The sequence below is a fragment of the Hyphomicrobium sp. B1 genome (assembly GCF_049532635.1).
Classification (GTDB): domain Bacteria; phylum Pseudomonadota; class Alphaproteobacteria; order Rhizobiales; family Hyphomicrobiaceae; genus Hyphomicrobium_B.
The window spans coordinates 3,005,190-3,027,928 of record NZ_CP134871.1; the positions used below are offsets into that span (position 1 = coordinate 3,005,190).

Consider the following 22,739-nt stretch of genomic DNA (forward strand, 5'->3'; position numbering starts at 1 on the left):
CTGAATTTTGATCTAAGTGCCCCGCCCCACAAGGCCGAAGACGATCATGTCTCCGAGCATGATTTGAGCTTCGCCGATTTGCGACTCACCGTCGAGGGAGAAAAAATCGCGAGAGAATCAATTTTGTCGCTCTTTCGACGGCCCGAGCAAAAGGATCGCGGGCTGTGGCCGAAATGCTCCAGAAACCGTTTAGTCGTCGAGCATCCGCGTGACCATTTCCAAGCAATCGCGCGACAGCCGCGGCGCCGAGGCCACCCTTTTCAGCGACGCTTTGGCGAGGTTCTTTCGCTTGGTCTCAAGCGCCCGATAGCTGCGGAACGCAGCCAGCATGCGTGCGGCGACCTGCGGATTGAGCGGGTCGATTTCGAGCACCTTGTCCGCCAGGAATTCATAGCCCGCGCCATCGGGACGGTTGAATTGCAGCGGATTGCTTGAAGCGAACGTACCGATGAGCGCGCGCACCTTATTCGGCGTCGTGATCTTGAAGAGCGGATGCTGGCAGAGCGCCTTCACTTCATCGAGCGTTTGCTCTCGCGGGGACTGCGCCTGCGCGGCAAACCACATGTCGATGACGAGATGATCGTCTTTCCAGCGCTCGAAGAAATTGTTGAGGACGCTTTCGCGGCCAGGAGCATTCACGCCCGCGATGAGAAACATCGCATGGCATGCATCCGTCATGTTCGTGGCTTTGCGATAGTGCGCTTCGAGCCGCGCGAAGTCTTCCTCGGTCTCGCGCGTTGTCAGCAGCGTCAGGGCGGCATTACGCAGGGCGCGCCGGCCGGCGTTCTTGGCATCGGGTGAGAATTTCTTCTCGCGCGATGCGCCTGCGTAGATCGTTTCGAGATCGCTCGCCAGCCTCTCGCCGATCGTGCGGGCGAATGCACGGTGCTCGCCGAAGATCGCCGCGTGGTCGACCTTCGTCGCCTTCTCACGCGCAACGTCGGCAACCGACGGCAACTTCAGAAGCTCGGCCTTGTACGCATCGTCGAGACCGGAGTCGCGCAGCGCATAGCCCAATGCGTCGGTGAGTTTCGCGGCCTTCGATGCGGCGAGCGATTTCGGCCGTTTCGCGTCGAGCAGAGCCAGGATGCTCCGCGTCGCGTAGGCGTTGCTCGCCTGCCAGCGATTGAAGAGGTCGCTGTCATGGTGCATCAGAAACGCCAGGTCCTGATCGGTGAGCGGCATGTTGATCACGACGGGCGCAGAGAAGCCCCTGAGCAGCGACGGCACCGGCCGCGAACCGACGCCCTTGAACGTGAACGTCGTCGCGCGTTCGGTGACGGCCATGACGCCGTCGCGGATCTTGACGCCGCCCTCGACGTCGAGATCCATCTCTTTGCCGTTCTCGCCAAGCAGCGCCATGCTGATCGGAATGAAGTAGGGCTGCTTCTTGGCTTTGCCGGGCGACGGCTTCAAAACCTGATGAACCGTCAGCTCCGCCGACTTCTTCCGCTTGTCGTAGGTCAGGTTGCAGACCAGTTCCGGTGTGCCTGCCTGCGAATACCAGCGATGGAACTGCGAGAAATCCTGCCCGCTCACGTCCGCGAAGCAGGCGATGAAATCCTCGATGGTGACGGCCTGGCCGTCGTGACGCTCGAAATAGAGATCCATCCCGGCGCGAAATTTCTCAGGCCCGAGCGTCGTCTCGATCATGCGGACGACTTCCGCGCCTTTCTCGTAAACGGTCGGCGTATAGAAATTGTTGATCTCGACGTAGCTTTCAGGGCGCACCGGATGGGCGAGGGGGCCTTGGTCTTCCGGAAACTGCAGCGCCTTCAGTTGCCGCACGTCGGCGATGCGCTGCACGGTAGCACTGCGCTGATCGGCTGAGAATTCCTGGTCGCGGAAGACTGTCAGGCCTTCTTTCAGGCAAAGCTGAAACCAGTCGCGGCAGGTGATGCGGTTTCCGGTCCAGTTATGGAAATATTCGTGCGCAACGACGCTCTCGATCGATTCATAGTTCGCGTCGGTCGCCGTCTCGGGCGACGCCAGAATGAGCCGGTCGTTGAAGATGTTGAGGCCTTTGTTCTCCATCGCCCCCATATTGAAGTCGGAGACGGCGACGATGTTGAACACGTCGAGATCGTATTCGCGACCAAAGCGTTTTTCGTCCCACCGCATGGCGCGCTTCAACGATTCCATCGCCCAGTGTGCCCGCTCTTCCTTCCCATGCTCGACATAAATGCGAAGGTCGACCTCGCGGCCGGACTGGGTCTTGAACGTTGACGCTATGGACGACAGATCGCCGCCGACGACGGCAAAAAGATAGGACGGCTTGGGATGCGGATCGTCCCAGACGGCATAGTGGCGCTCCCCGCCGAGCAGCGTGCCGCGCTCAACCGGATTGCCGTTGGCGAGCAGAACCGGCGCCGTCGCCACATCGGCTTCGAGCCGTACGGTGTATTTGGAGAGCACATCCGGTCGGTCGAGAAAATATGTGATGCGTCGGAAGCCCTGAGCCTCGCACTGCGAGCAGTAGACCCCGCGCGAGAGATAGATACCCTGCAGCGCCGTGTTGGCCTTGGGATTGATCGTCGTCACGATTTCGAGCGTGAAGGGCACTTTCGGCGGCGAGAGGACCGTCAGGCTGGCGTCGCCGACGCGATAGGAGGACGGCTTCAGCTTCTTGCCGTCCAACGTGATGCTCTCGAGCGTCAACAGTTCGCCGTCGAGCTTCAGGGGCACCTTGCCGGTCGTCGCCGAAGCAGGATTACGCCGGATCTCGAGCTTCGAGGCGACGCGCGTTTTCGTCGGCGCGAGCGCTATGTCAAGATGGACGGTGTCGATCAGAAATTCCGGAGGGCGGTAATCCGCGAGAAGGACTGGTTTGGGATTTTCTGCTTTCATGGCACCCCGCTGCGAACGTCATAGGCGCTTTCGGGGAAAGTTCCAACCGTTCCGCCGACCGACAACCGCAAAGCTTCTATCCTAATCGGTGCCGGAAATCATCGTAACCAAACGACCGCAGAACATGAATTGTTCCGTCCTCGTTGAGAACTGCGAGATCGGGCAATGGCACGCCGTTGAACGTGTTATTCTTCACGAAAGAATATTGCATCATATCGGTAAAGATGATGCGATCACCCACTTTCAACGGCGCGTCGAATGAGTACTCGCCGATGATGTCTCCGGTCATGCATGTCTTGCCGCCCAGGATATAACCGTGCGGTTTTCGGCCGGGTTCCGCCGCGCCAATAACATGTGGCGTATAAGGCACCTCTAGAACATCCGGCATATGCGTCGAGGCAGAAGCATCCAGAATAGCGATGTCCTTGCCATTGTGGTGTAGCCCCAGAACGGAGCCGACAAGGTATCCCGTATCAACGACGAGACCGGCGCCAGGCTCCAGAACAACGTCCACGTTGAACTCTGTTTTGAATGCCTTGATTGCGGCGATCAGCTTCGAAATGTCGTAGCCGGGCTTGTTGATGAAGTGGCCGCCGCCAAAGTTCACGACCTTCACGCGCCGGACATAGTCGCCAAACGCCCGCGCGACGTGCTCGATGAGCCCGACCGATCCCTCGTGGCCCGACTCGCACAGCGAATGCGTATGCAGGATGTCGACGTCGTCCCACGACACGCTGTCGAGCATGTCGCGCGTCGCACCGAACCGCGAGAAGGGCGCGCACGGATCGTAAAGCGCACCGCCAAGCGTGGCGTTCGAATAGCCCGGATTGATGCGGATGCCGATTTTGAGACCCGGCACCTCGCGGATCACGGCGAGATTGTCGATGATCTGCTGCGGCGAGTTGAAATAGATGTGCTGGGCGAGCTTCGTCAGGCGCGCAACCTCGCCTGGCGCGTAGGCCGGGGAGTAGACGTGCACTTCCTTGCCGAACTCGTCGTGACCAAGGCGCGCCTCGTACTCGCCACTTGCTGTCGTGCCATCCAGCACCTCGCGCATGATCGGAAAGGCGGCCGGCAGCGCAAACGCTTTCGTCGCCAGCAGGATCTTGCAGCCCGCCTCACGCTTGACCTCTGCGGCCCGCGCCAGATTGCGCTTCAACGCCGCCACGTCGAGCACATAGGACGGCGTCGCGATGGACTGCGCCCAGTCGAAAGACTGCAGGTTCAATTTGGAAAGGTCGGACACGTCGAGCCACCGATCAAACAGAAAAAGGGCGCTTTACGGCGCCACGCGAACAGGTCCGGCGGTCGTGCCGGGCCACTTGTAGATGAAGGTAAGATACGCAAGCGACACGTATATGGCCCCGAATGCCACGCCGCCAAGAAGGACTGCCGCTTCGTAGAGCGTCAGGCCATGCAGCCAAGGCGGCTGAGCATTACCGAACCCGGTGATCTCGCTGGCATGTGTCGCGAGCTTCGACCACGCGCGTTCGGTGCCGACCAGAAGGTCGTTCAAGCCCCACGTCAGCGCGCCCATGAATGCCAAGCCGAACGTGAGCATCGTGAACGCCAGAAGCCGCAGCGAAATGGGCGCCTCGCGAAGAAAGAGCCACAACCCGGCGATGTAAGCCGAGATCATTCCGAAACTCACCGAAAAGACCGACACGACAATGCCGGTCAATTCGTTTCTGATCGAAAGGATCTCGGCTTCGCTCATCAGGTCTCGACCGCGAACAGCTTCTTCTGGTCGGATTTGTCGATTTCCTTGGCGTGCCAGGGCAGGCCCTGCTCGGCGAGTTCATCAAGGAACGGTTCGGGCGGCAGCTGTTCGACGTTGAATACGCCTTGGCCTTTCCAGATGCCCTTAAACATCATGATCGCGCCGGTGACGGCCGGCACGCCGGTCGTGTAGGACACGGCCTGTGCGCCGACTTCTTTGTTCGTCTCGGCATGATCGCAGACGTTCCAGATCATGTAGCGCTTCTTCTTGCCCTTCTTCTCGCCTTTGAGGACGACGCCGATCGACGTCTTGCCGGTATAATTTTCGGCCAGCGAGGAAGGGGCCGGCAGCACCGACTTCAGAAACTCCATCGGGACGACGGGCGTGCCTTTGTAGTCGACAGGATCGATGCGCGTCATGCCGACGTTCTGGAGCACTTCGAGGTGCTTGATGTAATTATCCGAGAACGTCATCCAGAACCGGATTTGCTTCAGGCCCTTGATGTTCTCCACCAGGCTTTCTTCCTCCTCGTGATAGATGAGGTAGGATTTGACCGGCCCGACTTCCGGATAATCGATCATGGTCGAGATCGACAGCGGATCGATTTCGATCCACTCGCCGTCTTTCCAATACTTGCCGCGCTGCGTCACTTCCCGAAGATTGATCTCAGGGTTGAAGTTCGTCGCGAACGCTTTGCCGTGGCTGCCAGCGTTGCAGTCGATGATGTCGATCGTGTGAATCTCGTCGAACAGGTTCTCCTGCGCATAGGCGCAGAAAACGTTCGTGACGCCGGGATCGAAGCCGCAGCCGAGCACGGCCATCAGGCCCTTCTCTTTGAACTTTTCATGATACGGCCACTGGTATTTGTACGTGAACTTGGCTTCCTCACGCGGCTCGTAGTTGGCCGTGTCCATGTAATTGACGCCTGCTTCGAGGCAGGCGTCCATGATCGCCAGATCCTGGTAGGGCAGCGCCATGTTGATGACGAGATCGGGCTTGATCTCGTTCAGGAGCTTGACCGTATCCGCGACGATGTCCGCGTCGAGCTGATAGATCTCGATCGGCGTCTTGCACTCGGCCTGGACCTTCTTGCAGCTTTCGAGACGGCGAGACGCGAGATGGATCTTCTTGAAGACGTCGCGGTTCATCGCGCATTTCTTCGCGACGACCGAGCCCGCAGCGCCTGCCCCGATGATGAGTACGTTGTCCAACGACCGCTCCCAAAGTTGAAAGGCCGGTCATACCGGCTTGCGTAGCGCGTAAAGTCGCGCTGGGGGCCGGAAATAGGGCAGGCGCACAATTAATTCAATACGTTCCGTCGTTTGCCGCCGACAACGACGTCGAAGTCGATACAATTCCTGCAAAAAGAGAATTATGACAGTTTCTTGCTAAGCCGTTTACCGCAGTCCGGATCGCGGGCCACCACTGGCTGTGGAAGCCCGTTCCTTAATCCGGAAGCCGCCCAAGCTCGTAGATGGGGCAGACCGAACGCTGTTCCTCCGGCGGCCACCCGTACTGTCCAAGATTGAGGTCGGCCGCCTCGAAGCGGCGCAGGATCACAAGCCGGGCCGGAGCAAGATCCTCCTCCTTGAGCCAATTGGCATGCGAAATGAAAAGTTTGGCGGCTGGCGCCAGGCACCGCCCGATGTTGGCGAAGAACAAGCTCCGCTGCGCTTCGTTGCAATGATTGAGCACCGAGAACGCGATAGCGTGGTCGAACATCCGGTCGATGCCCTTCAGCTCGAAATTCGCCAGCGCGACGACCGTCGGCCGCTTTTCTTCAAGCCCGTGCTCGGCAATCAGGCGGCGGGCGGCCTCGACGAACGACAGATTGTAATCGAAGCCGTAGTAATGCCCGGCATTGAGATAGCGAATGAAATGGACGCCGGCGCGCAGCGGACCACAGCCAATGTCGAGCAGATTGGAAGACGTCTGCAAGCCACCCGCCCGAAGTAGCTCAAGCTGGAAGCGCCCGCGCGCATCCCATCCTTCGCTTCCCCCGCCGAGATGCTGTTTGTATTCGCCCCGTGCGATGGCGTTCCCGTCAAGCACGAGGTCCGTATACTTGCCGGCTGCAGCACCCTTGACCTTCGACAGGCTTTTCAAGGCGCCGCGAAGCGTAATTACCCCCATCGGGTCATCCTGCTCCACTGACATACCGTGTTGGATTGGCTTACGGCATGCGAGCGCAGCGAACAGCTATCCGTGAGGCATAGGCTATCTTGCTGATCTCGGGAGCGAAATTGGTATTCTGTCGCGGTGGGCGGGACCGCGCGTCGCCTGATGATCGCCTCGTTTCTGACATTTCGATCAAGTCTCTGACGGGCAGCAAATCATCGGAGGACTGATGGTCGCGTGGAGCAATCCGCTCATCGCATGGGGATTGATGTACTTTGGCGCAATGCGGTTCCATACATCGGGTGAAGCACGCCTTCAGCCGTTGAGTTTTCGTGTGAAGAAGAAGGATGTGGCGGCATTTGCTGGGAAAGGCGCTCTCGACGCCCGCCTTGATCGGATCGACGAACATCGCCCGATAGATCGTGTCTTCGTAATGGGGTGCGGCCGCTCCGGTACCTGGTTGTTAACGGGGCTCATGTCGACGTTCAAGGACACTTGCGTCGTTGCCAAGGAAGTTCCGGTCGAACTCTTCGCACAGCTGACGACGACCGGACGGACGCTCGTTCTGAAGCGCAACAACGTCTCGTTTGAACGCCTATCGCAGATCCCTGCGCGCATCAAAATTGCCTACGCAATCCGGCATCCCTTCGATGTTCTGACGAGCCACAATCCAACGAGCACGCACGTTTATCATATCGACGTCGCACGATGGCTCGGCGAAATGTCGGCGCTGCGGGCAGCACTCAACGATGACAGACAAAACTTCTGCGTCGTCCGTTACGAAGACTTGGCGACCGACGCAGCGGGTGTTCAGAAAAAGCTTGCCGATGAACTCGGACTCGAAGTCGGAACGCCAGCCAGCGAGCTTGCCTCAGTCTTCAAGCCGTCCGGCAAGGCTGAATCCGCAATGCACGGATTGCGCGGCATCGATACCAGATCACTGAACAAATACAGAAGCGATCCCAACCGCATTGCCTATCTGAAATCGATCAGGCCGCAACTCGGCGAAGCGCTCGACTGGGTCGCTACCCGTTTCAGCTACGACACGGCCTTGCCGTGAGCGCCATGCTCATTTCTTTTTCTTGACGTCGATCCAGATGAAGCCATTTCGGTTCGGCATTTCGACTTTCGGAAGCGTCTCCGCATTGATCACTTGGCTTTCGCCGATGACCTTGTTTGCTGCCAGCAGATAAGCGGTGATCGCATACGTTTCGTCGGCGGAGAGGGAACCCGGCGCTGCTGGCGGCATGCTGCGCGAAATGAAATCGAAGATCGTCGTCGCGAACGGCCAATAAGCGCCGATAGTTTTGTTTGGATCATCGCGCGTCGGTGGCGTCGGATCGCCGATAAGATCCTCGGCGGTCGCGCCTTCGCCGTGCGCGCCATGGCATCGGGCGCACTTTTCGGCATAAAGCACCCGGCCTTCCTTGGCCGTTCCATGCCCCGGTGGAAGTCCACGTCCGTCGGGGAAAATCGTCCGATTCCACGCGGCGGCTTCGGCGGCCGTCATGGTCTTGCCGAGATGCGGCGCTGCAACTTTACTGGCGTCCGCCGCGCCCACCGCATTGAACGGCGCTGCGGCGGCGAGCACGATGACGATATGTCTAAGCATAGACATGCGTGATCTCGCCATCCTCGTCGACAGCCCAGCTGACGATCGCATTGTAGTGAAAATATCCTTCTCGCCCGCGCTCCTTTACCAGGACATCGCGCTCCGGCTGAACGTAGCCCGTCTCATCCGTTGCGCGGCTCTTGAGGATCGAGGGCTTGCCGTCCCACGCCCAGGGAGCGCGAAAGCGCGTGAAGCAATGCGCCATGACCGGCTCTTGCAGATGCGCCTCAGCCCACGTCTTGCCGCCGTCGGCGGAAACCTCGACTTTCGCTATTCTGCCGCGACCGCTCCAGGCTAACCCTCGAATTTCATAAATGTTCGGGCCATACATCTTCTGCCCCGGCGATGGTGACGTGATGAGCGACTTCGCGTCCATGACGAACGTAAACATCCGCGCTTTGCCGGATGGCAGCAGTTCCGTGTATTTCGCCGTTTCATTGCGCGTCATTGCCGGTTGATCCGTGACGTGCAACCGCCGCAGCCATTTAACGTTCGTAATGCCTTCCCAACCCGGCACGATCAGGCGTAGCGGATAACCGTTCTCCGGGCGCAGCCGCTCGCCGTTCTGGTAAAGGCCGAGCATGGCATCGGCGGCAAGCTTCGACAGCGGCAGGCTGACATTCAACAATCCGGCGTCCGCGCCTTCCGCGATCACCCACGACGCGGTCGCGTCGACGCCCGCTTCATCAAGTAAGATCGACAATGGCACGCCGGTCCATTCCGAGCATGAAACGAGGCCGTGAAATGCACCCACCGGGCGTTGGATCGGTTCCGAGTGCCAACCGGCGTTGCTGTTGCCGCCGCATTCGATGAAGAGAAAGCGCGACTGCATCGGATAGCGCAGGAGATCCTCGACCGTGAATTCCAGCGGCTTACCGACAAGGCCGTGAATGACGAGCCGATGCAGCGCCGGGTCGATATCTGGAACGCCGTCATGGTGGCGTTCGAAATGCAGCCCGCTCGGCGTCACGATGCCGGCGAGATCCTCCAGCGGCGTCCACGAAACGCCATCGCCCGCGGGCGTGCGATTGCCGCCGATATTGCGAATGACATACTTTTCGTATCTCGAAGGCAGGCCATACGTTGTGAACGGTCCGCCGGTATGGTGCAACCATGGCGGATCGGCAGGATCGAGCGGCGCTGCATTCTTCGTCTCGGCGGCCGACAGTGAACCCGCTGCTTGCGCCGAAGCCAGAACGATGCCGCCTTTGAGCAAAAGGCGGCGATCTAGAAGACCACCGCCCGCAACAGGCTTCAAATCAGTTTCTGTGAGCTTTCCGGCCACGCGGCCGTCTCGCGGGTCGTGAGCGTCAGGACTGGCTGGGCGTTGAATGACCGCTGAACTGCGTGCCTTCCGAATCCTCGGCTTTGACGTCCATCTTGTCCGCCGGGTTGCCTTGGTATGTGAAGCGGAAGTTCGGGTCTTCGCTGATAGAAATGCCGCCTTCCATCGAAAAGATCAGCTTGCCGCCTGTCGTCACCGACAGCTTGTCGATGAAGCGCGCCGGCGGATACGCATGCGTGATCTGATCCATTGCCATGCCGGACGTATTGGGATGCTTGAGCATCACCTGCGCGACCTCGCTGCCGTCCTCTTTGCCGGCCGCCGTCTTGACGCGCATCTTACCCATCTCCTTGGCGGCCTCTTCGGGGTCCTTGCTCGCGGGTGCCGAGCAGCCGCCTGATGCCTTCACGAAGACGGTCGTCATATAGAGTTTGTTGTCGGTCGTTTCCGCGATAGCGCGAACGTCCGAGTATTGGTCGATGCGCACACGCGTCGCGAGCATACGCTCACCTGTTCCCGCCGCGTCGCCATAGTTGAACGTCGCAACGACCGGAGACGGATTCTGATCGATGACTAGGGTCAGCGACTTTACGTCAGCGGCGAACGGCGCCGGCATGCGTACGGTAATGGGGACGGTCGCCGCATCCTCGGCGCGCTTGGGAGCCTCAAGCGTAATTTTTCCTGCACCATCCAGAATTTCGCGCGAGCCGAAAGCATCCTTGCGAATGTCTGTCCATGCGCCTGGGTTGCTAACAGTGGGGCTTCCATCATCGGCGGCGAGAGCGCTGACGCTCATCGCGGCGATCAAAATAGCGGATCCCAAAAGTCCGCTTGCAGTTTTCCGCATCGTTTCCTCGCTTGCCGCCTTTTGGCGGTCTTTCATGCGCACTGAATGCCGAATTCGGAATGAAATACTACATCAACCCGGAAGACCGGGCCATCTTTTTCGCGAAAGTACGGCGCATCCTCTATTAAGACTACGCCTAACTGCCTCCATTCGTTACTAATTAGATCGAGAGGAGGCCGCGTCAAGCGACGGCCGTCCGGTTAAGCCATGCGCGCCAGCCGCCGAAATTCGTAATGTCCTCGGCGCCGACAGTGGCGTGGCTCTCGCACAGGAAGCCTTTGACGCGCCGCCCGTCTTCGAGCACCAGCGTTCCGATGCCGAGCGGCGCCGGGATCAACGCCACAAACGATCCGAAGGCGGCGTCATCCATTTCCCAGATCTCGACCTCGATCGCGCCCGGCCCGGTGCCTTCATAAACGAGTCCCGGCTTAGGCGGTGTTGTCCCCGGCAAGGAATAGAGCCGATAACCGGCAGCAGTTCGCGATGTCTCGCGGAAGATGGCGTCGCGCTCTGTCAGCTGGCTGTTGAGCGGCTGCCCACTGAGATGCGCGCCGACGACGGCGACCTGCACGGTCTTTTTCTTGGCCGGACGAACCGCGACCCGCATCGTATCGCCCAATGCTGCGTCGGTGGCGCCGAGCTTGGCATCGAGCAGTGCCCGGTGCACGGCATCGCCGATCGTCGCGAGCTTGCCGTCGGCAAACGCCCGGCCGATGAGGGTCACGCCGAACGGAATGCCGTCCTCGCGGAATCCGGCCGGAACCGCGAGCGCCGAAAGATCAAGAAGATTGACGAAGTTCGTATAGGCCCCGAGGTTCGAATTGAGCCGGACCGGATCAGCCAGCATGTCGGCGATCTTGTACGTCGTGCCGGCCGTCGGCAGGACCATGACGTCCATGCGCTTCCATTCGGCGTCCGCAGCGCGACGAAGCTCGGCGAGGCGATACATGCTCTCGAAGGTTTGCAGCGCGGTCTTGGCTTTGCCGCCGCGAACAATATCGGCGACCACCGGATTAAGATCGTGTTCGGGCAGATCTTCGGTGGCGAACAAGCGTTCCGCGACCCAGGGTCCGTCATAGAGCATCGCCGCCGTGTCGCGAAATGGCGTGTAGTTGAAGGGCGTGATTTCGACGCCCAGGCCCGCGAGACGATCGATCGTATAGAGATAGAGCCGGCGGTATTCGCTGTCCTCGAAGAACGAAAGGGGCGAATTCGGTACGCCGACCTTCAAAGGTCGCCCGACACTCTCGACCGTGAACGGCGGCGCATCGGCGCGCGAGAAGCAATCGTCCTTGTCGAACCCAATGGCGGTCTCGGCAACCCTGGCAGCGTCCGCAACTGTCAGGGCGAAGATCGAAACCACGTCCTGGCTTTTGCATGCTGGCACGACGCCACGCGTCGAGATCAGGCCTTTCGTCGGCTTCAGTCCGACAATGTTGTTGAAGGCAGCCGGCACACGTCCCGATCCGGCCGTGTCCGTGCCGAGCGAGAACGACACGAGACCGCCGGCAACGACGACGGCCGAGCCCGAACTCGATCCTCCGGAAATATATTCCGGGTCGAACACGCTCGCCGGGATGCCATAGGGCGAGCGCGTTCCGTTGAGGCCCGTCGCGAACTGATCGAGATTGGTCTTGCCGATCAAAATCGCACCGGCGGCTTCGAGCCTCTGGACGACGGTCGCCGATCGCTCCGGTGTGTACGCAAAGGCAGGGCAGGCGCACGTTGTCGGAAGTCCGGCGACGTCGATGTTGTCCTTGACGGCGAACGGGATGCCGTAGAGCGGTCCTTGCGTGATGCGCCGCGCTCGATCCTTTGCCGCTTCCTTGTCGACCAGCGTGATCCAGTCGGCCCGCACGCCTTTGGCCTGAATGCGCGCGTAAATCTCGTCGATGACGGCTTCCGGCGTAATCTTCTTCGCTTCATAGAGCGCGGTCAGATTGCCGATATCGAGCGATAAAGTCACGCCGTCGCCTCCGCCTGCAATTCTTTCAAGATGACGAGTGTCTGTCCGAGCGAAACCGGCCGACCTTCGGCACATCGAACCTCATGAACGACGCCGCTGGTCGGCGCAGGAACGGCCATTTCCATCTTCATCGACTCGACGATAATCAATGTCTCGCCTTCGGAAACCGCGGTACCCGGTTCGACAAGGACTTTCCAGACACTCCCCGGCACAGGACTTTCTACCGCAGTCGCCCCCGGCGGCAACGCGGCATCGGCGTCATGGTCCTCGAAGGTGTCGGCCGAGCTAGCCGCCCCTTCCTGGTCGCTCTGTTGCCAGCGCGCCCGCTCCGCTTCGAAAGCCGCCTGCTGCCGCGCTTTGAATGCCGCAATCGTCTCGGCGTTTTCGGCGGCGAACGCCTGATAGTCCTTCAGGCTGAACGTCGAAGGTTCAATTTTGACGTCCACTTGACCTTCGAGAAACCCGTCGCGGAAGGCCAGAAGCTCTTCGCCGGAAACTGGATAAAACCGGATCTGGTCGAAGAAGCGCAACAGCCACGGCGAACCGGCCTCGAAAGCCTTCGTAGTCCGGTAGGTATTCCAGACTTGGCACGTCCGCCCGAAGAGCTGATAGCCGCCCGGTCCCTCCATGCCGTAGATGCACATGTACGCGCCGCCGATGCCGACAACGTTGTCCGGCGTCCACGTCCGGGCCGGATTGTACTTCGTGGTCACGAGGCGATGGCGCGGATCGAACGGCGTCGCCACCGGCGCGCCAAGATAGACATCGCCAAGGCCGAGCACGACATACGTCGCGTCGAAGACGATGCGAAGAACATCTTCGATGGAATCGAGGCCGTTGATCCGCCGGATGAACTCGATGTTCGACGGGCACCACGGCGCATCCGGCCGAACGCCCTGCATGTACTTGTCGATTGTCTTCTGCACCGCCGGGTCATTCCAAGACAGCGGCAGATGAACGATGCGCGACGGCACCTCGACATCACTCAGATCGCCAAGCGTATCTTCGATGGCCGAGAGCTCCGCCAGCAAATCTTCCAGCGGCAACGTCGTACCGTCGTAATGGATCTGCAGCGAACGGATGCCGGGAGTCAGATCGAGAATGCCGGCAAGCTTGCGCCGTTCGAGCGCCGTCATCAGAGCGTGCGCGCGGAACCGCAGCGCGAAGTCGAGAATGATCGGCCCGTATTCAACGAGCATGTAGGCGTCGCCGGCACGGCGATAGACGACGCGCGGGCTGTCGCCCGACGCTTCACGGCTACCGATCACGCAATCGCCGGCGCCCCACTTGCCGTTCGGAAACGAGGGTGCTGCAATGGACTTCAGCGACGCGACTTCCGCTGCTTGCTTTCCCAGTCGAGCCGCCGCGGCTGCGGGCGTCAACCGCACGAAGCGGACTTTATCGCCAGGGCGCAATTGCCCCATCTTCCAAAGTTCCGCCTGCACGATCGTCACTGGACAGACGAAACCGCCGAGTGACGGACCGTCGGGGCCGAGGATCACCGGCATGTCGCCCGTAAAGTCGACCGCACCGATGGCGTAGGCATTGTCGTGAATGTTGCTTGGATGCAGTCCCGCTTCGCCGCCGTCGGTCCGCGCCCACACGGGCTTCGGTCCGATCAGGCGAATGCCGGTCGGATTCGAATTGTAATGGACTTCCCAATCTGCCGAGAAAAACGTGTCGATGTACTCCGGCGCGAAGAAGTCTGGCGCGCCGTGCGGCCCATAGAGAACGCCGATCTCCCAGGTATGCGTCAGCGGCGGCATGAGGTCGGCAGAAAGGCCGGGCACCGGCGGTTGGCTCGCCTCCGTGCCGACATGAAGCACGTCCCCGGTCATCAGCACGCGGCCGCCGTGGCCACCGAATTTGCCGAGCGTGAATGTCGATTTGCTGCCGAGATAGCTCGGAACATCGATGCCGCCGCGAACGCCGATGTACGCGCGTACGCCAGGACCTTTAACGCCGCCGACTTTCAGAACTTGCCCGGCCTTGACGGCGAACGGCTGCCAATAAGCCACCGGCTCGCCATCGAGCGCTGCGGCAAGCTCAGCGCCCCCCAGGCAAACAGTCGTATCGGTATTGAAGCGCAGCGTCGGGCCGGAAAGCGTGGTCTCGATCGTCGCTGCGCTCTCTTCGTTGCCGAGCAGGCGATTGATGAGCCGATGCGACAGCGGATCCATCGGCCCCGAAGGCGGTACGCCAACGGCCCAATAGCCGACGCGTCCCGGCCAATCCTGGATCGTCGTCTGAGTGCCGGGAGAGAGAACCTCGATCGTCTCCGCTTCATAAACGAACGTCTGCAGCGTGCGCGTCAGCATCTGACCGGTGCCGAACACCTCCGAGCGCGACAGCTGACGCAGATAATCGAGGTTGGTTTCAAGCCCGCCGATGCGCGTCGCATCGAGCGAAGTCTGCAATCGAGATAGCGCTTCTTCGCGCGATGCGCCATTGACGATGATCTTGGCGATCATCGGATCGTAAAACGGAGAGACTTCTGATCCGCTCTGTACCCACGTTTCGATGCGTGTCTGAGGTGGCCAGGTGACCTCCGTCAGACGGCCCGAACTCGGACGAAAATCGCGGCCAGGATCTTCGGCATAAAGGCGAACCTGAATCGACGCACCTTTTGGAGAAAGCGTCGCTTGCGCCGGAAGCTGCAACTCGTTCGCCGCTTGCCGCACCATCCACTCGACGAGATCGACGCCGAAGACTTCCTCCGTCACGCCATGCTCGACCTGAAGCCGCGTGTTGACTTCTAGAAAATAGAATTCGTTTGTCTCAGCGTCGTAGAGATATTCGACCGTTCCCGCGCTTTCGTAATTCACCGACTGGCACAGACGCCGCGCCGTGTCCCAAAGCGCCGTGCGCGTTGCCTCCGGCAGATTGGGAGCAGGCGTCTCTTCGATGACTTTCTGATTGCGCCGTTGTGCCGAGCAATCGCGCTCGCCGAGCGAGACGACGTTACCCTTGCCGTCGCCGAAGATCTGTACTTCGATGTGCCGCCCGCGCGACACATACTTCTCCAGGAAGATGCCAGCGTCCTTGAAGTTGTTACGGGCAAGACGCTCGACACGCTCGAACATCGGCGCAATCTCGTCGGCGGATGAGACGAGCTGCAAGCCGATGCCACCGCCGCCCGCCGTGCTCTTGATCATCACCGGATAGCCAATGTGCTGGGCTTCGCTTTTCGCATGCTCGACATCGCGAATAAGCCCTGAGCCCGGCGCCAGCGGTACGTTAGCTTCGAGTGCCAGCTCGCGCGCTTTGTGCTTCAGGCCGAAGGCGCGCATGTGCCGCGCCTTAGGGCCGATGAATGCGATGCCGGCTTTTTCGCAGGCTTCCGCAAAATCGGGATTTTCCGACAAGAAGCCGTAACCCGGATGGATGGCCTCGGCGCCCGTCTTCTTCGCAGCATCAAGAATGACGTCATACTTCAGATAGCTTTCGGCCGCAGGCGAGGGGCCGATGGCGACGGCCTCTCCCGCTTGCATGACGTGCATAGAATGACGATCCGCTTCCGAATAGACGGCGACACTCGCGATGCCCATCCGGTCGAGCGTCCGGATGATCCGGCAGGCAATCGCGCCGCGATTGGCGATCAGAACTTTGCGAAACATCTGCGTTACGCCCCCTTCGCCCAGACGAGCACTTCAATCGGCGTCGGATTGTAGGCGTTGCACGGATTGTTGAGCTGCGGGCAGTTCGAGATCAGCACGATGACGTTCATGTGCGCCGTCATCTCGACATACTTGCCGGGCGCCGACAGCCCGTCCTCGAACGTCAGGCCGCCGTCGGGCGTCACGGGAACGTTCATGAAGAAGTTGATGTTGTGGCTGATGTCGCGCTTCGAAAGTCCGTACTGCTCGTTCTCCGCAATCGCCAGCATGTAGCTGTCGCGGCAAGCATGCATCGATTTCTTTTCGAGCGCATAGCGGACCGTGTTGCTCTCGGTCGCGCACGCCCCGCCGAGTGTATCATGACGGCCGACGGTATCGGCCGTGATCGTCAGCATCGGCCGGCAGAGGTCCGACAGCAGAACCGTTCCCGCCGTCAGATAGATGTTGCCCTGCTCACGGATCGTGTCCGACGCCGAATAACGCTCGCCGGGATTGTCGGCATTGAAAAACAGCGTATCGGCGGCTTGGTTGCCGTCGAGATCGAGAATGCGAAACGTCTCACCCTCACGGACGACGTGCATCCAGTAGTCGCCAGCCGGAACGACACGCCGATAGATCGCGTCGGCATCGCGGAATGTGCTTTCTTTAATCATCAGTGTGCCTCCTCGCAGCAGCCGGCGAGAAAGATCCGGTTGTTCTCAAAACCGCGGCCGTTCTCGGGGCGCGAGAGGCGCGCTGGGTCGTCATCGGCAGCTGGCGGCCCTTCGAAAATTTCGAATCCGACGGCTTTGCGCGGATAGCTGTTGGCGGAATTGAACGGATGTGGGCAGGTGTGGAACAGCACCAGCGTTTCCATCTCGAAACGCAACTCGACCTGCGAACCGGCCTTCGCCGCAGCGGAATCGAGCGACATCGCTCCACTATCCGCGACGACGACCTTGCTGAACCAGTTGACGTTCGCCGCGAGATCGCGCCGCGTCAGGCCGTATTTCGCACCTTCGACGAGGAAGCTGTCGTGGCCATTCTGCTGCCAGTCGTTGCGCGCGGCCTGATAGCTCTTCTCACCCCACTTGCGCGTGACGGTGGCCTTCGTCGTGTTGCCCGAGACAGTGTCGTGCCAGCCAAACGTGTCACCGACGATCGAGCAAAAGATGCGCCCCATGTCGGAGTAGAGGCAATGACCTGTCGTCAGCTTGAACGTGTGCTGACATTTGAGCGTATCGGGCGCGTTGTAGCGCTCCAGAAGGTTTTGCGGATTGTAGAACAGCATGCCGATATTGGCGCCGCCTTCGACGTCCGTCAGCCGCAGTCGCATATTGCGCCGCATAAGCAGCGACCAGTGCTTACCGCCCGGTAGCGTATCGGTGTAGATCAGGTTTCCCATCGTAGACTCCCAACGCAAGAGCACTCCACTCTTTGCGTGCCGGTCCGGGCCGTCCCGGGTTGGTCATAGCCGCCAGGGTCGTCCCTGGCGGAGGCATGTCGTCTTACGAACGCGACTCCGAATGCCCGCCATCCGCCGGAATGGCGGGCGACCCCGCGATTTTCGGCGGCCAAATATCGATGTCCTTGGTGATGGTCGCGCCCTGGGGCAACACGACGCCGTTCATGCCCGGCGTGATGTCGGCCGACAGGCGCGCGCCATAGCGCTCGGCTTCTTCGGGACGATCACGCGTACGTTCGAAGGCGATGATGCGCGTGCCGAGCGCGAAGGCCTCGCGCAAATCGTGCGTGACCATCACGACGGTCAGTTCCGATTCATTCCAGATGCGGCGCATCAGAACGTGGATGTCGGCGCGAATGCCGGGGTCGAGCGCTCCGAACGGCTCGTCGAGCAGCAGGATCTTCGGCCGCCGCATCAGCGCCTGCGCGAGCGCCAAGCGTTGCTGCATGCCGCCCGATAACGCCGACGGATATTTCTTCTCGTTTCCCGAAAGCCCGACCGCCTTGAGCAACTCGCGAGCCTCTTCCTCAGCCTGTCTGCGCTTCGGACCGAACAGTCGGCCGAGGCCGCCGCTTTTCTCAAATTCCCGCCCGATGACGACATTGCCGAGCACTGTCAGGTGCGGGAACACCGAATAGCGCTGAAACACGACACCACGATCTGCGTCAGGCTCGGGCTTCAGAGGTTGACCGGCGACCGTGATTTTTCCGCGCGTCGGCTTCTCTTCTCCGAGCAGCATGCGCAGAAACGTGGTCTTGCCGCAGCCCGACGGACCGACGAGCGCCACGAAGGCACGCGGCGCAATTCTGAGATCGATCTGTTCCAGAACGACGTGATCGCCGTATTCCTTCCAGACCTTATCGAAGACAATTGCGCTCATTGAGCCCTCGCTTGAGCAAACCACGGGAAAGCCTTCCGTTGCAGGATGCGCAAACCAAGATCCATCAGGAAGGCGAGGAAGGTGATCCACGCGACATACGGCAGGATCACATCCATCGAGAGATAGCGGCGCACGAGGAAGATGCGATAACCAAGGCCGGCATCTGCCGCGATGGCTTCGGCCGCGATCAGGAACAACCACGCTGGTCCGATCTCGAAGCGCACGGAGTCGAGGAGACGCGGCAGTGTCTGCGGCAGGATCACACGCAGCGCGATCTGCATGCTCGATGCGCCGAGCGTCTGCGCTTTGATCAGCTGCTCGCGTGGAATGTCTTCGACGCGCAAAGCGATGTCGCGGATCAGCTTCAGCGACGTGCCGACGACAATAAGTGTAATCTTCGAAGCTTCGCCGAGGCCCATGATGATAAAAAGAATAGGTAACAAGGCGAGCGGCGGCACCATAGATAAGACGGCAATGACCGGCCCGAACGTTGCGCCTGCGACCGGCAGTAAGCCGAGCACGATGCCCAGAACCAGCGCTATGATCGTTGAGATCGCAAGACCCGTAACGAGCCGCGTCAAACTCGCGGTCGTGTCTTCCCATAAAAGATAGTCGCCGGTGCGCGCGTCGGGCTTCAGTGCATAGTCGTCGATGGCCTGGCCCATTTTCGAGAAGCTCGGCAGCAGCTTGTCGTTCGGGTTTTCCGCCAGTCGGATGCCTGACCCGATCATGTAGGCCAGAATTAGAAGTGCGAATGGCAGGAGGGCAAGCGCAAGCCGCCACGTTCTGTCAGGACGATAGTTTATGGCGCGCATGCATCCGCCTTCCTGCGATTATTGTGGGATGAGACGTGTGCGAGCCTAGAGCTTGCCGTCTTCCGCTTCTTTCATGAACGACGCGTCGTAGCGGAACTTCACGTTCCCCTTGTCGCCGAAGACGGTCTTGTCGGGAAATTCGACGCCGATCGCGCCGGCCGACTTCGCGTCCTTGCCGAGCAGCGCCTTCTCGAACAGGAAGTTCGAGACGAGTTCCGTCGTCTTCTTGAGTTGCTCGCCCGTCGTGAAGGCCACGGCGTCCTTCGGCGCGGAGAAGAGCATCGTCGTCGCAAGCTGCTCATCGAAGCCCTTGAGATCGGTGCCAGAAGCTTTTGCCATCGCTTCCTTCGCCGTGGTTCCGTCCTTCATCGCTGCCAGCGTCTCGTACCAGATGCCGACGAGCGCCTTCGCGAATTTCGGATTGTCCTTCAGGACGTTTGTGTTCACGACCATCAGGTCGATGATCTCGCCGGGGATCTGCGAGCTGTCGAACACCTTGTGCGCGTCAGGCGATTCCAGGATCGTCGAGACGATCGGCTTCCAGGTCACGACCGCTGTCACGTCGGGCGTCTTGTAAGCTGCTGCCATATCGGCGTCGGACGTGTTGACGACCTTCAGATCCTTTTCGGCGAGCCCGACGGTCGGCAGTGCTCGGGCCAGCAGATAATGCGAAACCGAGAACTCCACGAGATTGACGTTCTGTCCCTTGATGTCGGCGAGCTTGTCCTTGTTCTTCAGGATGATCGCGTCGTTGCCGTTCGAGAAGTCACCCACGATCACGGCCGTCGTATCGACGCCGCCTGCTGCCGGAATAGAAAGAGCGTCCATGTTCGTAACGGTCACGGCATCGAAAGAGCCGGCCGTGTATTGGTTGATCGATTCAACGTAGTCGTTGAACTGCTTCACTTCGATGTTGATGCCGTACTTGTCGGCCCACTTCTTCACGATGCCGGAATCGGCCGCGTATCCCCACGGCATCCAGCCGACATAAATCGACCAGGCGACCTTGAAGTCTTTTTTCTCGGCGGCGTTGGCCGGCGATAGGGCAAACCCCATCACGGCCGCGGCGCCAATCACAGCTTTCAGAATTGTCGTGACGGAATAGCGCATTGCTGACCCCTGTCCTTGTGCTGGTCACTCAAATCAGACCGCAAGGGCGCCGGTTCAGGAAGCGGGCGGGGATCCTCGAATACGCGCGGAAAATGCGCACAGAGGGAGGCCTGTCCGTTCGAGAGCCGAAGCAACTCGCGGTGTAGGTCTCCCGGGCTTTTATCCCGCCGTGGCTCCGCCGCGCTGCTCGCGAGGCGGGAGAGCCTCTCTCGGACCTGACGCTTGGAAAAGCCGGAACCCTAGAGGCGTTATGCATCGCTGCGCTGCACAAGCTGTGCCAGTTCATATTCGTCGAAAATACGTGATTTTATCGCGGTGTTTGCGCGGAGCTCTGCTAATCACTTGAGCACGGCGCCTAGTGCATGAGCATGCCGTCGGCGTTCGGCGATTATTTTGCAGCATCGCGGGGGCTGGCGGCGAGAAGGCTGCGCAGCATGGCAACGAGACGTGACGCCGGTCCGGCGCCGCCGCACTGCAGGCTGATGCGAGCCCCTTCGAACAGCAGGAAGACTTCGTCTGCGAGCCTTTCCGGCTCCCGATAGCGTGCAGCGCGGAAGACTTCGACGAGCCGGTCATGCTTCCGCCGCTTGTAGGCTTCGATCACCCCGCGTGCCGGATGTCCGGGATCGAGCTCCACTGCGGCGTTCGCGAGCGCACACCCACGCTCACTCTTATTGGATAGAACATCTTCGACATGATCGATCCAAGCGGTGAGCTTTTGTTCGGGCGTACCAAGGCCTTCGCCCAGCAGGCGGTCCAGGATTTCGACATTTTCTCCCGCCAGCTGCTCGACGTAAGCGACGATGAGGTCGTCCTTCGAACGAAAGTGCCGGTAAAGCGTCATTTTGTTCGTAAGGGCGGTCTCGGCGATGGCTTCGACGCCGACGATGTGCACGCCGAACCGATAGAAAAGCTCACGTGCCGCAAGCAAAATTCGCTCGCGCGGCGGCTTCCCGGCCAGGATCGCGCTGATTTCAGAGCGCAACTCGCTGAAATTGCGCACGTCCTTGTCCAGGGTGGTTCCCATCGCCCTCTTGACGAAAAAGTTAGCCGTCGTTAGCTGTGTTACCGATCGGTAACTGCGTCGGGGACTCGCTATCATGACTCCCTGGACCTGTCATTCGGTTGTTCAGCGCTTGCGCTCCATAGGGTGGGGTCCGAGTAAATGATATCGGCGAGCCCGCCCGTGTGCGTGACGCCGTAGAATCTGACGTTCAATGCCACGAGTTAACCGAAGCGCTCGGCTGATGCATTGACGCAAAATTTCGTGATGGAGAAAGACAGCGTGTTCCAAAGATCCGCTCCCATCGTCGCGGCTCTGCTCTTTCTTTCCGCAGCCATGTCGGGGTGCAGCGAGGAGAAGTCCGTCGCTCAGACGGCGCCTCCGCCGCCGCCGCAGGTCACCGTCGCCAAGCCGGTCAAAAAGGTCGTGACCGACTATGACGAATACGTCGGCCGCTTCGTCGCGCTCGATTATGTCGAGGTGCGCGCTCGTGTCTCCGGTTATCTCGACAAGATCCATTTCACCGACGGCCAGATGGTCAAAGTCGGCGATCCGCTCTTCACGATTGACCGTCGGCCCTTCCAGGCGGCGCTCGATCAGGCCCAGGCGTCCATCGCGCAAGGAAAAGCCAACTTGGCGTTCGCCGAGGCCGATCTCGAACGCGGCAAAAATCTGCCCGTCGGGACCGTCATCACGCAGCAGACGCTCGATCAGCGGGTGCAGGCCGAACGCGTCGCGCAGGCCAATGTGACGGCGGCGGAAGCCTCGACACGTCAAGCGTCGCTGGATCTTGAGTTCACCGAGCTGACTGCGCCGATCTCCGGCCGCATCGGCGATCGTCGTGTTTCCATCGGCAACCTCGTCACCGGCGGTACGAGCGGCAACACGACCTTGCTCGCGACCATCGTCTCCGTCGATCCGATCCGTTTCGAATTCACGATGGATGAGGCGTCTTACCTCCGCTATCTCGATGCAGCCTCGGTCAAGCGCGCCGACAGCGTCGATCGCGGCTTGAGCCTCGATGCTGACTTGAAGCTGATCAACGACAAGGATTTCGTGCATCACGGCCACATCGACTTCGTCGACAACGCCATCAACCCGTCGTCCGGCACGATCCGCGGCCGCGCCGTATTCAAGAATGCCGATGGCCGCCTGACGCCAGGCATGTTCGGTCGCATCCGCATCGCTTCCCATCCGCCCGAAGAGGCGCTCCTCGTTCCCGACGATGCCATCGGCACCGAGCAGGTTCGCAAGTTTGTGTTGGCCGTCGACAAGGACAACGTCGCGAAGCCCAAATACGTGACCCTCGGTCCGGTGATTGATGGCTTGCGTGTCATTACGGCCGGACTGACCGCCGACGACACGATCATCGTCAACGGATTGATGCGCGTGCGGCCCGGTTCGAAGGTGACGCCCCAACAGGCGACGGCAGACGCTTCGAACCCGAAGGACCAAATGGTCCGGACCAACTAGAG

The 22,739-nt window shown here is 60.3% G+C and carries 18 protein-coding genes and 1 riboswitch; of the genes, 2 read left to right on the forward strand and 16 right to left on the reverse strand.

Translation table 11 applies throughout. From position 1 onward, the window contains the following. Positions 1–189: 189 nt before the first annotated feature. The 5 genes from pepN to RLW55_RS14435 all read right to left on the reverse strand — a co-directional run bounded on the left by pepN (position 190) and on the right by RLW55_RS14435 (position 6,700). A complete protein-coding gene (gene pepN / locus RLW55_RS14415) occupies positions 190–2,847 on the reverse strand; it encodes an aminopeptidase N (protein WP_423414539.1) in 2,658 nt (885 codons plus the stop codon). 76 nt (positions 2,848–2,923) lie between these two features. Then, a complete protein-coding gene (gene nspC, locus RLW55_RS14420; RefSeq protein ID WP_423414540.1) occupies positions 2,924–4,093 on the reverse strand; it encodes a carboxynorspermidine decarboxylase in 1,170 nt (389 codons plus the stop codon). A 33-nt stretch (positions 4,094–4,126) separates the two neighbouring features. Then, the gene (locus tag RLW55_RS14425) at positions 4,127–4,564 is read right to left on the reverse strand and encodes a hypothetical protein (protein ID WP_414462867.1); all 438 of its coding nucleotides are present in this window, start codon (positions 4,562–4,564) and stop codon (positions 4,127–4,129) included. Then, positions 4,564–5,778, reverse strand: coding sequence for a saccharopine dehydrogenase family protein (locus RLW55_RS14430; RefSeq protein WP_409560092.1), 1,215 nt, complete (start codon positions 5,776–5,778; stop codon positions 4,564–4,566). Before RLW55_RS14430 ends, RLW55_RS14425 begins: the two co-directional genes overlap by 1 nt. A 235-nt stretch (positions 5,779–6,013) precedes the next feature. Beyond that, complete coding sequence (locus RLW55_RS14435; RefSeq protein WP_409560091.1) at positions 6,014–6,700, reverse strand: class I SAM-dependent methyltransferase; 687 nt, start codon at positions 6,698–6,700, stop codon at positions 6,014–6,016. 214 nt (positions 6,701–6,914) lie between these two features. Between RLW55_RS14435 and RLW55_RS14440 the strand changes: the two genes are divergently transcribed. After that, entirely contained in the window at positions 6,915–7,745 is an 831-nt protein-coding gene (locus RLW55_RS14440; RefSeq protein WP_423414541.1) for a sulfotransferase, read from the forward strand. 9 nt (positions 7,746–7,754) lie between these two features. On the opposite strand, the gene RLW55_RS14445 is transcribed toward RLW55_RS14440, so the two are convergent. The 11 genes from RLW55_RS14445 to RLW55_RS14495 all read right to left on the reverse strand — a co-directional run bounded on the left by RLW55_RS14445 (position 7,755) and on the right by RLW55_RS14495 (position 21,288). After that, entirely contained in the window at positions 7,755–8,303 is a 549-nt protein-coding gene (locus tag RLW55_RS14445; protein WP_409560089.1) for a c-type cytochrome, read from the reverse strand. Next, entirely contained in the window at positions 8,290–9,582 is a 1,293-nt protein-coding gene (gene soxC, locus RLW55_RS14450; protein WP_423414542.1) for a sulfite dehydrogenase, read from the reverse strand. The genes RLW55_RS14445 and soxC overlap by 14 nt, the downstream gene beginning before the upstream one ends. A 25-nt stretch (positions 9,583–9,607) precedes the next feature. After that, positions 9,608–10,429, reverse strand: a complete 822-nt coding sequence (locus tag RLW55_RS14455) for a quinoprotein dehydrogenase-associated SoxYZ-like carrier (RefSeq protein ID WP_423414543.1) — start codon at positions 10,427–10,429, stop codon at positions 9,608–9,610. Between the two features lie 181 nt (positions 10,430–10,610). Further along, a complete protein-coding gene (gene atzF, locus RLW55_RS14460; protein ID WP_423414544.1) occupies positions 10,611–12,395 on the reverse strand; it encodes an allophanate hydrolase in 1,785 nt (594 codons plus the stop codon). Continuing rightward, positions 12,392–16,012 carry an urea carboxylase gene (uca, locus tag RLW55_RS14465; RefSeq protein WP_423414545.1) on the reverse strand — a complete coding sequence of 1,207 codons (3,621 nt, stop codon included), beginning with the start codon at positions 16,010–16,012 and terminating at the stop codon, positions 12,392–12,394. Before uca ends, atzF begins: the two co-directional genes overlap by 4 nt. A 5-nt stretch (positions 16,013–16,017) precedes the next feature. Next, positions 16,018–16,665, reverse strand: coding sequence for an urea amidolyase associated protein UAAP2 (locus RLW55_RS14470; protein ID WP_423414546.1), 648 nt, complete (start codon positions 16,663–16,665; stop codon positions 16,018–16,020). Beyond that, complete coding sequence (locus RLW55_RS14475; RefSeq protein WP_423414547.1) at positions 16,665–17,396, reverse strand: urea amidolyase associated protein UAAP1; 732 nt, start codon at positions 17,394–17,396, stop codon at positions 16,665–16,667. The genes RLW55_RS14470 and RLW55_RS14475 overlap by 1 nt, the downstream gene beginning before the upstream one ends. A 103-nt stretch (positions 17,397–17,499) precedes the next feature. Beyond that, positions 17,500–18,336 (reverse strand): ABC transporter ATP-binding protein, encoded by an 837-nt coding sequence (locus RLW55_RS14480; protein ID WP_414462859.1) that lies wholly within the window; start codon positions 18,334–18,336, stop codon positions 17,500–17,502. Continuing rightward, positions 18,333–19,151: an ABC transporter permease gene (locus tag RLW55_RS14485; RefSeq protein WP_409560081.1), complete on the reverse strand. Its 819-nt coding sequence runs from the start codon at positions 19,149–19,151 to the stop codon at positions 18,333–18,335. The genes RLW55_RS14480 and RLW55_RS14485 overlap by 4 nt, the downstream gene beginning before the upstream one ends. Before the next feature lie 45 nt (positions 19,152–19,196). After that, the gene (locus tag RLW55_RS14490) at positions 19,197–20,207 is read right to left on the reverse strand and encodes a putative urea ABC transporter substrate-binding protein (RefSeq protein ID WP_409563271.1); all 1,011 of its coding nucleotides are present in this window, start codon (positions 20,205–20,207) and stop codon (positions 19,197–19,199) included. 200 nt (positions 20,208–20,407) lie between these two features. Then, positions 20,408–20,515: riboswitch (guanidine-I (ykkC/yxkD leader) on the reverse strand. Between the two features lie 134 nt (positions 20,516–20,649). Beyond that, positions 20,650–21,288: a TetR/AcrR family transcriptional regulator gene (locus RLW55_RS14495; protein WP_409560080.1), complete on the reverse strand. Its 639-nt coding sequence runs from the start codon at positions 21,286–21,288 to the stop codon at positions 20,650–20,652. A 258-nt stretch (positions 21,289–21,546) separates the two neighbouring features. Between RLW55_RS14495 and RLW55_RS14500 the strand changes: the two genes are divergently transcribed. Beyond that, positions 21,547–22,737, forward strand: coding sequence for an efflux RND transporter periplasmic adaptor subunit (locus tag RLW55_RS14500; protein ID WP_409560079.1), 1,191 nt, complete (start codon positions 21,547–21,549; stop codon positions 22,735–22,737). Positions 22,738–22,739 lie beyond the last annotated feature (2 nt).

Coding starts and splice junctions, on each gene's coding strand:
- pepN (WP_423414539.1), bottom strand. CDS start 2,847: ATGAAAGCAGAAAATCCCAAACCAGTCCTTCTCGCGGATTACCGCCCT.
- RLW55_RS14425 (WP_414462867.1), bottom strand. CDS start 4,564: ATGAGCGAAGCCGAGATCCTTTCGATCAGAAACGAATTGACCGGCATT.
- RLW55_RS14435 (WP_409560091.1), bottom strand. CDS start 6,700: ATGGGGGTAATTACGCTTCGCGGCGCCTTGAAAAGCCTGTCGAAGGTC.
- RLW55_RS14440 (WP_423414541.1), top strand. CDS start 6,915: ATGGTCGCGTGGAGCAATCCGCTCATCGCATGGGGATTGATGTACTTT.
- RLW55_RS14445 (WP_409560089.1), bottom strand. CDS start 8,303: ATGTCTATGCTTAGACATATCGTCATCGTGCTCGCCGCCGCAGCGCCG.
- RLW55_RS14455 (WP_423414543.1), bottom strand. CDS start 10,429: ATGCGGAAAACTGCAAGCGGACTTTTGGGATCCGCTATTTTGATCGCC.
- uca (WP_423414545.1), bottom strand. CDS start 16,012: ATGTTTCGCAAAGTTCTGATCGCCAATCGCGGCGCGATTGCCTGCCGG.
- RLW55_RS14470 (WP_423414546.1), bottom strand. CDS start 16,665: ATGATTAAAGAAAGCACATTCCGCGATGCCGACGCGATCTATCGGCGT.
- RLW55_RS14475 (WP_423414547.1), bottom strand. CDS start 17,396: ATGGGAAACCTGATCTACACCGATACGCTACCGGGCGGTAAGCACTGG.
- RLW55_RS14480 (WP_414462859.1), bottom strand. CDS start 18,336: ATGAGCGCAATTGTCTTCGATAAGGTCTGGAAGGAATACGGCGATCAC.
- RLW55_RS14485 (WP_409560081.1), bottom strand. CDS start 19,151: ATGCGCGCCATAAACTATCGTCCTGACAGAACGTGGCGGCTTGCGCTT.
- RLW55_RS14490 (WP_409563271.1), bottom strand. CDS start 20,207: ATGGGGTTTGCCCTATCGCCGGCCAACGCCGCCGAGAAAAAAGACTTC.
- RLW55_RS14495 (WP_409560080.1), bottom strand. CDS start 21,288: ATGGGAACCACCCTGGACAAGGACGTGCGCAATTTCAGCGAGTTGCGC.